Origin of the sequence: Variovorax paradoxus (assembly GCF_030815855.1) — a bacterium.
Lineage (GTDB): Bacteria > Pseudomonadota > Gammaproteobacteria > Burkholderiales > Burkholderiaceae_C > Variovorax > Variovorax paradoxus_M.
The window spans coordinates 5,214,808-5,228,043 of record NZ_JAUSXG010000001.1; the positions used below are offsets into that span (position 1 = coordinate 5,214,808).

At 68.9% G+C, this 13,236-nt stretch carries 12 protein-coding genes; 8 read left to right on the forward strand and 4 right to left on the reverse strand.

The genetic code is table 11. The features are described 5' to 3' along the window. Positions 1–122 precede the first annotated feature (122 nt). Positions 123–929 (forward strand): metallophosphoesterase, encoded by an 807-nt coding sequence (locus QFZ42_RS24750; protein ID WP_307703510.1) that lies wholly within the window; start codon positions 123–125, stop codon positions 927–929. Positions 930–936: 7 nt separating this feature from the next. On the opposite strand, the gene QFZ42_RS24755 is transcribed toward QFZ42_RS24750, so the two are convergent. Beyond that, positions 937–2,514 (reverse strand): phospholipase D family protein, encoded by a 1,578-nt coding sequence (locus tag QFZ42_RS24755; RefSeq protein WP_307703511.1) that lies wholly within the window; start codon positions 2,512–2,514, stop codon positions 937–939. 79 nt (positions 2,515–2,593) lie between these two features. On the opposite strand from QFZ42_RS24755, the gene QFZ42_RS24760 reads away from it, so the two are divergent. Beyond that, on the forward strand, positions 2,594–3,823 hold the full coding sequence (locus QFZ42_RS24760; protein ID WP_307703512.1) for a nucleoside recognition domain-containing protein: 1,230 nt from the start codon (positions 2,594–2,596) through the stop codon (positions 3,821–3,823). Positions 3,824–3,864: 41 nt separating this feature from the next. Then, the gene (locus QFZ42_RS24765) at positions 3,865–4,551 is read left to right on the forward strand and encodes a TetR/AcrR family transcriptional regulator (protein ID WP_307703513.1); all 687 of its coding nucleotides are present in this window, start codon (positions 3,865–3,867) and stop codon (positions 4,549–4,551) included. On the opposite strand, the gene QFZ42_RS24770 is transcribed toward QFZ42_RS24765, so the two are convergent. The 3 genes from QFZ42_RS24770 to QFZ42_RS24780 are packed head-to-tail and all read right to left on the reverse strand — an operon-like array spanning position 4,548 to position 9,450. Beyond that, positions 4,548–7,514, reverse strand: a complete 2,967-nt coding sequence (locus QFZ42_RS24770; RefSeq protein ID WP_307703514.1) for an AMP-binding protein — start codon at positions 7,512–7,514, stop codon at positions 4,548–4,550. The genes QFZ42_RS24765 and QFZ42_RS24770 overlap by 4 nt on opposite strands. After that, entirely contained in the window at positions 7,511–8,431 is a 921-nt protein-coding gene (locus tag QFZ42_RS24775) for an SDR family oxidoreductase (protein ID WP_307703515.1), read from the reverse strand. The genes QFZ42_RS24770 and QFZ42_RS24775 overlap by 4 nt, the downstream gene beginning before the upstream one ends. 26 nt (positions 8,432–8,457) lie before the next feature. Continuing rightward, a complete protein-coding gene (locus tag QFZ42_RS24780; protein WP_307703516.1) occupies positions 8,458–9,450 on the reverse strand; it encodes a Bug family tripartite tricarboxylate transporter substrate binding protein in 993 nt (330 codons plus the stop codon). A gap of 310 nt (positions 9,451–9,760) precedes the next feature. On the opposite strand from QFZ42_RS24780, the gene QFZ42_RS24785 reads away from it, so the two are divergent. From QFZ42_RS24785 to QFZ42_RS24805, 5 genes are all read left to right on the forward strand, one after another. Further along, on the forward strand, positions 9,761–10,204 hold the full coding sequence (locus tag QFZ42_RS24785) for a flavin reductase family protein (protein ID WP_373423410.1): 444 nt from the start codon (positions 9,761–9,763) through the stop codon (positions 10,202–10,204). Then, on the forward strand, positions 10,201–10,698 hold the full coding sequence (locus QFZ42_RS24790; RefSeq protein WP_307703518.1) for a BON domain-containing protein: 498 nt from the start codon (positions 10,201–10,203) through the stop codon (positions 10,696–10,698). Before QFZ42_RS24785 ends, QFZ42_RS24790 begins: the two co-directional genes overlap by 4 nt. A 37-nt stretch (positions 10,699–10,735) precedes the next feature. After that, on the forward strand, positions 10,736–11,635 hold the full coding sequence (locus QFZ42_RS24795; protein WP_307703519.1) for a DMT family transporter: 900 nt from the start codon (positions 10,736–10,738) through the stop codon (positions 11,633–11,635). Then, positions 11,632–12,570, forward strand: a complete 939-nt coding sequence (locus tag QFZ42_RS24800) for a glutaminase (protein ID WP_307703520.1) — start codon at positions 11,632–11,634, stop codon at positions 12,568–12,570. The genes QFZ42_RS24795 and QFZ42_RS24800 overlap by 4 nt, the downstream gene beginning before the upstream one ends. Positions 12,571–12,635: 65 nt before the next feature. Further along, positions 12,636–13,139 (forward strand): hypothetical protein, encoded by a 504-nt coding sequence (locus QFZ42_RS24805; RefSeq protein WP_307703521.1) that lies wholly within the window; start codon positions 12,636–12,638, stop codon positions 13,137–13,139. The last annotated feature ends 97 nt before the right edge of the window (positions 13,140–13,236 follow it).

The window sequence follows — 13,236 nt, forward strand, 5'->3', positions numbered from 1 at the left end:
AGTGCGCTGCTCTTGGCTGCGCTGGAGTGGTTGATGTCCTAAGAATAGGGGTTATCCCTAATATTGAAAGCCCCACCTCATGCGCTTTATGCATGGGCTCATTCCCCTAGACTGGCTGGACGATGAAGCTGCAACTGCTCTCCGACCTGCACCTGGAATCCCATCCGCGCTTCCACGCCGAGCCGGTGTCCGGCGCCGACATGCTGGTGCTGGCGGGCGACATCGGCTCCTACCAGGAAGGCTCCCGCCTGACCGACCCCGACTTCGGCCTGGGCCGCTTTTCGCCGCGCAACGGCTGGCCGGTGCCCGTGATCTACGTGCCGGGCAACCACGAGTACGACAACGCCGATTTCGACGAAACGCACGAGCGCCTGCGCGCGCTCTGCAACGAACTCGACATCCTGTGGCTGGAACGCGAGACCGCGGTCATCGACGGCATCCGCTTCATCGGCACCACCCTCTGGGCCGACTTCGACGCGCTGGTGACGCCCACCGACGGCCTGGCGGACGCGCTCAAGAAGCGCGGCAAGGCGATGCGCGCGGCCGACTTCTACCTGGAGAAAGCCGCCACCGTGCGCCACGGCCAGCCGTTCATGGCCGGTGCCATGCGGGAACAGGGGCTGGCATGCCAGGCTTGGCTCGAGCAGGCGCTGGCCGAGCCTTTCGACGGCACCACCGTCGCTGTCACGCACTTCGCGCCGAGTCTTGCGAGCGCCGATCCGCGCTACGGCCTCACGCCGGGCACCGCGGGCTTCTGCAATTCGCTCGATGCGCTGCTTCCCCGCGCCCAGCTGTGGCTGCACGGCCACCTGCATTGCCCCTTCGACTATGTGAAGGACGGCTGCCGCGTGGTCGCCAATCCGCTCGGCTACAAGGGCAAGGGCGAACAGGAGGGCTTTCGGCCGAACCTGCTGATCGAGGTGGCCTGAGTACGCGTTACAGCAGCTCTTCGCCCACGATCGGCAGCAGCAGCCAGTTCTTGAAGCGCAGCCAGAGGAACTCGCCGGGCTCGTCTTCATGGACGATGTCGCCGCCGGCGTCGTCGTACTCGAGCCACTGCACGCGCCGGCTCTCGGGCCCCAGGCGCAGGCGGTAGCCGAGGTTGACGCGCGCGCCCGATATGAACTGGTTGTAGTCGCGCACCAGTTCCGGGCTGTCGATGACCAGGCCGACCTCGGTGTTGACGGCGGCCGAGCGGTGGTCGAGGTTCATCGAGCCGACGAAGAAGCGCTCGTTGTCGACGACCGCGAGCTTGGCATGCAGCCGGCTGATCGACTGGCCGAAATCGCCGAAGCGGCCCGAGCGGCCCGTGAGCGTGGGCGCAATCTCGAAGATGATCACGCCGATCTTCAGCATGTCGGCGCGGTAGCGCTCGTACCCCGCATAGGCCAGCGGCTCATCGGTCGCGCCCAACGAGTTGGTCACGATGACGATGCGCCCGCCTTTGGCGATGCAGGCCCGCATCTCTTCCATGCCCTTGGAGCCCGGAATGAAATACGGCGAGGCGATGACGACCTCGCTGCGCGCCGCGTTGATCACGCCCAGCGCGCCCTCGGTCACGCTGCCCGCATAGGCCTCCTCGGCCTTGCGCGTGATCTTCTCGGGGTCGTCGATGAACAGCGTGCCCGGCGCCCAGTAGCGGTCGATCTTGCCGGTGATGAGCTGCTCGCCGACGGGCGACCTGTTCAGCACGTCGCGCGGGCGGATCGGCACGTCGGGCACGGCCGCGCGCACCAGTTCGTCGAAACGAACCTGCGCGGCCTCGGGCGTGGTGCGCAGCGGCGCAATGCGCTCGATGGGCCAGGCGTGCGAGCTGTTCCAGTAGCGGTCGAAGCCGTCGGACATCTGCCGCACGATCGGTCCGCTCGAAATCACGTCCATGTCGATGAAGTTCGCGGCCGTGCTGCGCATGAAGTACTCGTTGCCGATGTTGCGTCCGCCCGAGACCGCAAAGCTGTTGTCCGCAATCAGCATCTTGTTGTGCATGCGGTGGTTGATGCGGCCGAAATCGGTGAGGGAGAACAACAGCCTCGTGGTCAGCGAGTTGGCCCGCGACGGCAGCGGATTGAAGAGGCGCACCTCGACGTTCGGAAAGGCGGCGAAGGTGCTGAACACCTCGTCCTCGCCGGCCGTGTAGAGGTCGTCCACCAGGAGCCGCACCCGCACGCCCCGCGAGGCCGCCTCGCGCAGTTCCTTGAGGAACAGCAGGCCCACGTCGTCCTTCTGGATCAGGTAGTACTGCACGTCGAGCGACTTCTCGGCGTGGCGCGCGAGCGAAATGCGTGCATCGAACGCAAAGGCCGCCTCGGGCAAGAGCCGGAAGCCCGAGAGCGCGGCGGCGTTGCCCGGCGCGTCTTTGGCCGCGAGCTGCCCGAGTTCGGTCTGCGCCACGTCGGTGAAAGCCGTGACCGCCGCGCGCGGCTCCGGCGGAGGCAGGCTGACGCAACCGGTCAGCCATGCAGCCGCAAGCACCCCCACGAGGGCTGTAAAACTGCGGACGAGGGAAGCGCGCATGGGCCGAACTGTAGCTGGAGCGCGCGACGCGCGCGTGCGGCCCCCTATGATCGCGCTCATAAAAAGGGAAAGAAAACGCGTGCTCAACGGCTTGTGGCTGGGTTTCTTCGGAATGGCGATGCTCGCGGCGCTCGGGCGCTGGCTCGTGGGCGGCGATCCGGCCGTTTTTGCGGCCATCGTCGAAAGCCTGTTCGCCATGGCGCGGCTCGCGGTCGAGGTGATGGTGCTGCTGTTCGGCACGCTCACGCTGTGGCTCGGCTTCCTGCGCATCGCGGAAGCGGCGGGCTTGGTCGGCTGGCTCGCGCGCCTGCTCGGCCCGCTGTTCCGGCGGCTCATGCCGGGCGTGCCCGCGGGCCATCCGGCGCTCGGCCTCATCACGATGAACTTCGCGGCCAACGCGCTCGGGCTCGACAACGCGGCCACGCCGATCGGCCTCAAGGCCATGCGCGAACTGCGGCGGTTGAACCCCGATCCGGTCACGGCCACCAATGCGCAGATCCTGTTCCTGGTGCTCAACGCATCGTCGCTCACGCTGCTGCCCGTGACCATCTTCATGTACCGCGCGCAGCAGGGTGCCGCCGACCCGACGATGGTGTTCCTGCCGATTCTGCTGGCGACCAGCGCATCGACGCTCGTCGGCCTGCTCTCGGTGGCCGTGGCCCAGCGCCTGCGGCTGTGGGACCCGGTGGTGCTGGCCTACCTGGTGCCGGGCGCACTGCTGCTCGGCGGCTTCATGGCGCTGCTGGGCACGCTCTCGGCCGCGGCGATTGCGTCGCTCTCGTCGCTCATGGGCAACCTTGCGCTGTTCGGCGTGATCATCGTTTTCTTGCTGGCCGGTGCGATCCGCCGCATCAAGGTCTACGAATGCTTTGTCGAGGGCGCGAAGGAAGGCTTCGACATCGCGAAGAACCTGCTGCCCTATCTGGTGGCCATGCTGTGCGCCGTGGGCGTGCTGCGTGCCTCGGGCGCACTCGACTTCGTGCTCGGCGGCCTGCGCTGGCTGGTCGACATGGGCGGCTGGGATTCGCGTTTCGTCGACGCCATGCCGACCGCGCTGGTCAAGCCTTTCTCGGGCAGCGCGGCGCGCGCGATGCTGATCGAAACCATGAAGACACAGGGCGTCGACAGCTTTCCCGCGCTGGTGGCCGCCACCATCCAGGGCAGCACCGAAACCACCTTCTACGTGCTGGCCGTGTACTTCGGCGCTGTCGGCATCCAGCGGGCGCGGCACGCCGTGGCCTGCGCGCTCCTGGCCGAACTGGCGGGCGTGGTGGCCGCCATCGCGGTCTGCTACTGGTTCTTCGGCTGAGCGGCAGCGCGCGGGTGCCGCCGGTTTAAGCTCGCAGGCCCATGAAGAAAACCTCCGTCTCCACATCGCGTGCCGAATCGCGCGCCAGTCCGGCGGCAGAGGGCGCAGAGGCCAAACGCTCGACCTACCACCACGGCAACCTGCGCGATGCATTGGTGATGCGCGGCATCGAGATCCTCGATGCGCAGGGCCTTGCCGCGCTGAGCCTGCGCCAGGCGGCACGCGACGTGGGCGTGTCGCAGACCGCGCCGCTGCACCACTTCGAGGGCAAGTCGGGCTACCTCGCGGCCATTGCCGCGCAGGGCTTTCGCATGATGTTCGACCAGCGCATCCGTGCATTGCGCAGCCTGCACGATCCGCGCGAACGGCTGCTCAGCGTGATGCTCGCCCACCTGCAGTTCTCGATCGAGCGGCCCGCACTGTTCCAGGTGATGTACGGCCCGGCCATTCCGCAGAAGCTGCAGTTCCCCGACCTGGAGCAGGCCGCCACGCGCTCCTACGGCATCCTGGAAACCTGCGTAGGCGACTACCTGAGCCACCGCAACGTGCCGCTCGCCCGCGTGCGGCCCGCCGCGCTGGCCGCATGGACCGCCTGCCACGGCCTGGCCACCGTGATGGTCGACCGCCAGAACGCCTGGGACATCGTCGGCAAGGACCCGATGAAGATCGGCCACGACGTGTTCTCGATCTTCATCGCGGGGCTGGACTACCAGCCCGCGGCAAGCTAGCCAGGCGCCAGCTCGGCCAGGCCTCGGCCGGCTTCCTCCACATCGAGCCCGGGCCTCGCGCGGGCCGTGGCCGATTGGCTGCGATGCAGTGCAAAGGCCTGCAATGCCTGCATGGCTTCGGCCTCGCCCGGAAACACCGCGAAGCTGGCTTGAGCGAAGGCCTCGCGCACATGCGCATGCGGGCTGTAGACCGCCAGTGGCTTGCCCGCGCCGTCCACCACGGCCCGGCATTCGCGCACGAAGCGCGCGAGGTCGTAGCTCGGTCCGCCGACTGCCAGCAAGCCCAGCGCGGCGGCGTCCACAGCCGCGTCCTGCAGCACCACCTGCATCACCGCGCCGAGCAAAGCCGGTTCGGCCAGCAGCATCGCCGTCAGATCGACCGGATTGCGGTTGAGCGAGAAGCTGGGCAGCAGCTCGGCCAGGCGCTGCTCCGCGTCCGCCGATAGCTGCGCCAGCGGCAGTCCGCGGGCTTGCGCCTCGTCGGCCGCCAGCACGCATGACGCACCGGAGTTGCTGACGAGCGCCAGCCGCGGCAGCCCGCCGGAGCCCCCGGCGCCCACCGCCGGCCCGAGGTACAGCGGCACGGCGCCCACAAGTTCGACCAAGCCGCCTACGGTGCGGCAGCCATGCGACTCGAACATGGCGTCGAGCCCCGCACCGGCCGCCCCGGCCGAGCCTGTGTGCAGATCGGCCGAACGCCTGCCATGCGTCGAACGCCCGGAGCGCACCGCCAGCACCGCCACGCCGCGCTGGCGCGCCGTTTCGAGCGCCGCGGCCATGCGCGCCGGATCGGGCACGTGCTCGACGTAGAGCAGCACCAGCCGCACGCCGGGTCGACGCGCCAGTGCATCGACCAGGTCCGCCGTGTCCACATCGGCCTCGTTGCCGGTGGCGGCCACGCAGCGCACGCCCCAGCCCGCTTCGCGCAGCAGCGCATAGGCGGAGACGCCGAACGCGCCGCTTTGCGACACGATCGCCACCGGTCCGTCGAGCGGCGCATGGTCGCTGTAGATCGAGGCGAAGGAGAGCACCGCACCGCTGTCGAAGCTGGCCACGCCGATGCTGTTGGGCCCCACCAGGCGAACACCGCCGGCCCGGGCGATGCCGGCCAGGGCCTCTTGCCGCAGGCGGCCCTCGGCGCCGACCTCCGCATAGCCGGAGGCGAACAGCAACGCATGCCCCACGCCCAGGCGCGCGCAATCGGCCAGCTGCTGCTCGGCCTGCTCGGCGCCGATGCAGAGCACCACCGCATCGGGCACTTCCGGCAGCTGGTCGAGCGCCGCATAGGCCCGCAGGCCCTGCACCTCGCCGGCGCGCGGATGAACCGGATAGATGCGGCCGCCGAAGCCTTGCTCCAGCAAATAACGGATTGGCCGCCCGCCCACCTTGTGCGGGTTGTCGGATGCACCCACCACGGCCACGGAGCGCGGCGCCAGCAAGCGGTCGAGCGACGGCCGCGCCGTCGCCGGCGCGGCCTGTGCCAGCGACTTCAGCTGCGCCTTGAGCAGCTTGCCGGTGGGGCTCGCGGACAACTGCGCCATCACGCGCACCTCGGCCGGCACCTTGTAGGGTGCGAGGCGCTCGCGCAGGAAGGCGCAGAGCCGCGCGGTGTCGATGCTGCGCCCCTGCAGCGGCTCGACGAAGGCGACGATCTCCTCGTCGCCCGGCACGCTGCGACCGACCACCGCGCACTGCGCCACCTCGGGAAAGGCGGCAATCGCTTTCTCGACCTCCGCCGGGTACACGTTGAAGCCGCCGCGGATGATCATCTCCTTGCTGCGGCCCACGATGGAAAGGTCGCCTGCCGGGCCGAAGACGCCGATGTCGCCGGTGTGCAGCCAGCCCTCGGCGTCGACTGCCGCGCGCGTCTGCGCCGGGTCGCGGAAATAGCCCTTCATCACGTTGGGCCCGCGGATCAGGACCTCGCCGCGCTCGCCGGTGGGCGCAGGCCGCCCGTCCGCATCCGCGAGCATCACCTCCACGCCCGGAATCGGCCAGCCGGCGGTCACGTCCGCGGGCGGCGGATGGCCGAAGGTGCGGGTGGCCGCGGGTGCCGACTCGGTCAGGCCGTAGCCGTGGTGCAACGGCAGGCCGAGCAGCGCTTCGGTCTGCGCCTTGCGCGTGGCGTCGACCAGCGAGCCGCCGATGTAGGCCATGCGCAGCCGGTTGGGGGTCAGCGGGCGGCCCTGCTGCTGCGACCATTCGTGCAGCCGCGCGTACATCGCCGGCACGCCCTGGAACACCGTAACCTGTCCACTGGTGATCGCCTCGGCCAGCAGCCCGGCCGAGAAGCGCCCCACCAGGCGCAGCGTGGCACCCGCGCGGAGCCCGCACAGCAGCGCGGAGATCAGCCCGAACGAATGCGAAATCGGCAGCGCATGGAAGATCAGATCGTCCGGCAGCAGCACCTGCTGCACCATCGAGGCATGGGTGACGAAATCGAGGTTGCCGTGGCTCAGCATCACGCCCTTGGGCAGGCCCGTGCTGCCCGAGGTGTAGATCATCAGGGCGACATCGCCGGACGCATCGTCGGCCGCCGTGCCCGGGCAGCGCTGCAACCGTCCGCCCGGCGCGCAGGCAGCAAGCACGCCGGCGGCGCCGCGGCGCTCGGCGTGGGCCAGCGCCTCGCCCGATGCGGCGGCCGCGAAGTACACAAGCCGCGGCTCGCAGTGCGCGCAGATCGCGTCGATTTCACCGCCCGACATGCGGGCATTGAGGGGTACCGCCCAGCCGCCGGCGCGGATCGCGCCGAGCAGCAGCACGACCATGTCGACGCTGTTCTCGCCCACCAGCACCATGCGCTGGTCCGGTGCGAGGCCGGCCTCGGCAAGCGCAGCCGCCGCTTCCTCGATGCGTGCGCCCAGTTGCGCATACGACACCGCACGCCCGTCCTCCAGCAGCAGCGCGGCGTGGTCGCCACGGCCTGCTGCGACCACGTCGTCGACGATCCGGTCGATCCTCATGAATGGCCTCGGGGCGCGGCGGGCGGCGCGTCCGGTTCCGGGGCCGCTTCGCGCAGTGCCCGGTCGCGCGCGTCCTGCCCCCGTATCGCCTCGCGCATGCCGCGCCAGGCCTCGTCGTCCAGATCGGCCAGCTCGGTGAAGGAGGCGCCGTTCTGCCGATGCCCCGCGCCGTCGATGGCGATGGTCTCGCCGGTGATCCACTCGACGCCGTCGGCCATCAGGAACACCGCCAGGTTCTGCAGCTCGGGCATGCGGCCCAGCCGGTTCATCGGGTTGCGCACCGCGCCGTCTTCCCAGGCCGCCTTGGGACTGAGCCGGCTGTTCGCGCCTTCGGTCGGAAAGATGCCCGGCGCGATGGCGTTCAGCCGGATGCCGTAGCGGCCCCACTCGATGGCGAGCGACTTGGTCATCACGTCCACGCCGGCCTTGCTCATCGCCGACGGAACCACGAAGGGCGCGCCGGTGCGCACCCAGGTCACGACGATGGAGATCACCGAGCCCTTGTGGCCCGTGGCGATCCAGCGCCGCCCGACGTGGTGGGTGACGTAGTAGGTGCCGTGCAGCACGATGTTGGCGACCGCGTCGAAACCGCGCGGCGACACGTCCTGCGTGCGGCTGACGAAGTTGCCGGCCGCGTTGTTGACCAGCCCGTCGAGCGGGCCGTGCTCGGCCCAGATGCGCTCGACCATGGCGTCGACCGCGTCGGCTTGGCGGATGTCCACCGCATGCGCGCGCACCACGCCGCCGTGGCGCTCCGTGAGTTCGGCGGCGGTGGCGTCGAGCATTGGCTGGCGGCGGCCGCAGATGTGGACCTCGGCGCCCAATTGCAGGTAGCGCTCGGCGATCTCGCGGCCGAGTCCCGAGCCGCCGCCGGTCACGAGGATGCGCTTGCCGCGCAGCAGGTTGGCTTCGAACATTCAATGGCTTCCGGTGATGCTGGGGGTTACTCGAGAACGATGTGCTTGGCGCGGATCAGCGGCGCCCAGCGCTCGCGCTCGCGGCCGATGTAGGTGTTGAATTCGGCGGCCGTCAGCGCCGGCGGCACCACCAGCCCGAGCGCCTCGAACTGATCGCGGAAGCTGCGGTCGGCCACCGCCTGGGCCGCCGAGGCGTTCAGCCGGTTCACCACGTCGGGCGGTGCGTTGCGCGGCAGCATGAGGCCGAACCAGGTGGTGACCTCGTAGTCGGGGTAGCCGCTCTCCGCAACCGTCGGTACTTCAGGCAGGGCCGGCAGCCGTTCACGGGTGGTGACCGCGAGCGGGCGCAGCTTGCCGCCACGCACCAGGCCCATGGCACTGCCCGTGGAGTCGGCAAAGAACTGGATGTCGCCGGCCATCAACGCGGCCTGCGCGGGCGCGCTGCCGTTGTAGGGCACATGCACCAGCGAGACGCCGGTGGCGTTTTGCAGCAGCTCGACAGCCAGGTGCAGCGAGCTGCCGGTGCCCGTGGATGCGTAGTTGAGCTTGCCCGGGTTGGCCTTCGCGTCGGCGACGAAGTCGCGCAGCGTGCGGTGCGGCGAGCTGTTGCCGACCAGCATCACGATCGGCGTGACCGCGATGCGGGCCACGGGCTGCAGCTCCTTCTCGGGGTTGTACGACAGCTTGGGATAGAGCAGCGGATTCAGCACCGCGGTGGCGCCAGTGGCAAACAGCACCGTGTAGCCGTCGGGCTCGGCGGAAGCCACCAGGCGTGCACCCAGTGCGGTGTTGCCGCCGGGCTTGTTGTCCACGATGACAGGCTGGCCCAGGTCCTTGCGCATGCGCTCGGCCAGCGTGCGCGCCAGCACGTCGCTGATGCCTCCCGCCGTGTAGGGAACCACCAGCCGGATCGGCCGGTCCGGGTACGCGCCGGCGGCCGAAGCCGCGGCGCTGAAGAGCGCGAGCACGGCGAGCGGCACCCACTGCCGCAGGCGCCGAGAGAGTTGTCGTCCGAGCATGTCGTCTCCTTTTTCTGGCTCGCCCCAGGGCAGTGACAGGGCGCGATTTAATCTTATCAGTGTCAAGTTAATAAGAAAATATGAGAGCTTTCCCTACAATCCCTATACGTACGGCGCCGGAGTGAGTGGAAATCGAATCTGATCATCAGCAAGATCAGCGGCGCCCCGGAAGCACCGATCGGCGGCCTGCCCGACCTTCGGCCAGAATAGAGCGGCGTCATCCTGCGCACTCTCTGGCTTTTCCGTGAACGCTCCCGCCCAGGCGCAACCGCCTTCCTTCTCGACCGAAGAATTCCGCAGCGCGCTCGGCATGTTCGCCACGGGCGTGACCATCGTCACCGCGCGCTCGGCCGACGGCGTGCTGGTCGGCCTGACGGCGAATTCGTTCAATTCGGTGTCGCTCGCACCGCCGCTGGTGCTGTGGAGCCTGGCGCGTGCCGCGGGCTCGATGCCGGCGCTCAGCACCGGTTCGCATTACGCCATCAACATCCTGGCCGCCAACCAGAAGCAACTGGCCGAGCGCTTCGCCGCCAAGAACATCGACCGCTGGGCCGATGTGGCCTTTACCGAAGGCCTGGGCGGGGCGCCGGTACTGGCGGGCGCGGCGGCAAGCTTCGAGTGCTTCAACCGCAGCCGCTACGACGAAGGCGACCACGTGATCTTCGTCGGCGAAGTGGAGCGCTGCACGCACAACGCGGGCGCCTCGCCGCTGCTGTTTCATGGCGGGCGCTTCTACACGGAACATCCCTTGTGAGCCCTTCGGCCGCGCTCACCGTCCTGCTGCTGGCCGCGCAGACAGCCATGGCGCAGAAAGCAGCTGAGCCGATCAAGCAGAACTGGTTCGACGATCCCTTTTTTCGAGTCTCCGCAGGCCTGCCCGCCTGCGCCATGCCCGAAGGCCCGTTCTATACCGCCGAGGAACGCCGCGCCCAGACCCATTCGCGGCTGGAGCGCGGCACCAGCTGCTGGCTGGCCGGCAAGTGCACCGACAGCAACGCCTACCGCTACGACAAGCCGCTCGCACCCAAGGTGCGCGCCGCGTTGCTGGCCGTGCCGGGGGTACGCAAGAGCAGCGTGTGGGTGATCGTCCAGCGCCGCTGGGTCTACCTGCAGGGCTGCGTGCCCTCGGCCGCACTGGCCCGGCGGCTGGAGCGAGCCGCGCGCTCAGTGCCCGACGTGGAGACCGTGGTGCCCGACTTGATGATCGGCACCCGCGGCAAGCCGCCGTATCGCGTGGCCGGCGGCTGAACGACAAACAAACAGAATCGCAAGCAGACAAGAACGAATGACTCAGCGCAAGACCCAACTCGACTCCCTCGCCATCGGCCTTCTCATCGCATGCTGCGCGTTCTGGGGGCTGCAGCAGATCCTCATCAAGACCACGGTCACCGAAGTGCCGCCGCTCTGGCAGGCCTCCATTCGCATGGCGGGCGCCGTCGTGCTGCTGTGGCTCTGGTGCGTGTGGCGCCGCGTGCCGCTTTTCGAGCGCGACGGCACGCTGCCGGGCGGCCTGCTCGTGGGCCTGCTGTTCGCGGGCGAGTTCACCTGCATCTACCTGGGCCTGCAGCACACCTCGGCGTCACGGCTCACGGTGTTCCTGTACACCGCGCCGTTCTGGGTCTCGCTGCTGTTGCCACACTGGGTACCAGCCGAACGCCTAAGGGGCTTCCAGTGGCTGGGCCTGGCCATCGCGTTTGCGGCCGTGGTGTTCGCATTCAGCGAAGGCTTCGGGCATTCGAGCTCGGGCCAGCTGCTCGGCGATGCGATGGGCATCGTGGGCGGCATGCTCTGGGGCCTGACCACGCTGGCGCTGCGCACCACGCGGCTTGCCACCGCGAGCGCCGAGAAGGCCTTGTTCTATCAGGTGGGCGTGACCGCGGCGGTGTGCCCGGTGATCTCCGTGTTGCTCGGCGAAAAGTGGGGCGTCTCCTATTCGGCCTGGGCATGGACCTCGATCGGCCTGCAGACCGTGATCGGCGCGTTCGCGAGCTATCTCACCTGGATGTGGCTGCTGCGGCACTATCCCGCCACGCAGATGTCGTCGTTCAGCTTTCTGACCCCGCTGTTCGCGCTGGTGTTCGGCGTGGTGCTGCTCAGCGAACCGCTCACGCTGCAGCTGATGCTCGCGCTGGTGGGTGTCGCCCTGGGCATCGTGATGGTCAACCGGCGAAAGGCGCGGGCATGAAAGACACGGACTTCCAGCCGGTGCTCGACGACATCGTCGCCAGCCTGCGCCCGCTGCTGGGCACGGCCGGCACGGTGGCCAGCTACATCCCGGCGCTGGCGTGCGTCGATGCGCGACAGCTCGGCATTGCCCTGCGCACCTGCCATGGCGCCGAGGCCTTCGCCGGGGACGCCGAAACGCCGTTCTCGATCCAGAGCGTGTCGAAGCTCTTCACGCTCACGCTCGCCATGCAGCGCATGGGCGATGCGCTGTGGGAGCGCATCGGACGCGAGCCTTCGGGCAACCCGTTCAACTCGCTGGTGCAGCTGGAGAACGAACACGGCAAGCCGCGCAACCCGTTCATCAATGCGGGCGCCATTGCGGTGGCCGACCGCCTGGTGAGCCAGGCGCTCGAAACCGGCGGCAGCGCGAAGGCGGACATTCTTGCGCTGATGGGCAGCCTGTGCGGGGAGCCGATCGCGTTCGACGATGAAGTGGCGCAGTCCGAGGCCGCCACCGGCTTCCGCAACATCGCGCTCGCCAACTTCATGAAGAGCTTCGGCAAGATCGACAACGACGTGGCCGCGGTGCTCGACACCTACTTTCACCAGTGCGCGCTGCGAATGAGCTGCCGCCAGTTGGCGCGGGCGGCAGCCTTCCTGTGCCGCGACGGCGCGCATCCGATCCACGGCCAGGCCGAGGTCACCGGCGAACGGCAGACGCGACGCATCAACGCGCTGATGCTCACCTGTGGAACCTACGATGCCGCGGGCGACGTGGCGTTTTCGATCGGGCTGCCCTGCAAGAGCGGCGTGGGCGGCGGCATCGTGGCCGTCGTGCCCGACCGGCTCACGCTGTGCGTCTGGTCGCCCGCGCTGGATGCCACGGGCAACTCGCTGCTCGGCATGAAGGCGCTGGAGCTCTTCGTCGCGCGCACCGGGCTGTCGGTCTTCTGAGCGCCCGTTCGCTGGCGCAGGCGAAAATGGGCCGCGCACGAATCCACGCCCTCACAAGCATCCGAATGACCGAAGCCACAGATTCCACCGACTCCGACGACACCCTCCCCCTGCAGGAACCCCGCCTCTGGCGCGACGGCCCATGGACCGCCCGCGTCATCAAGAACGAGGAAGACGACGGCTGGGCCGTCGAGATGACGCGCCAAGGCGACCCCGAGCCGGCGCTGGTCGGCCCCTGGACCATGGGCCGCGACAAGAAAAACCCGAAGCCACTCGATGGCCCGGCCTTTTCCACGCTGGTGAAGACCGCCGCCGAAGTGATTCGCCGACACGAGCAGCAGCTGCACGCCACGCTCAACAAGAGCGTGACCGTCACGGCGCGCAACGACCAGCGCGTGCGCGTGTCGCTCGCCATCGTGCCCGACGAGGACAGCCCCTCCGCCACGCTCACCGCGCACGACGACGCGGACGACACCGAGCTTGCCAGCGTCGCCGTCTCGCCCGCGTTCAAGCTCACGGCCGGCAGTGCCACCGCGTGGATCGAATCCGACTACGCGCGGCCCCGCTGAACGCCTCTGCCGCAATCAGCGAAATGACGTATGGGCAGCTCCCGCTGAATTGAGAACAATCGGCTTCGACGACACGAACCCGCCGCACCGCAGAACA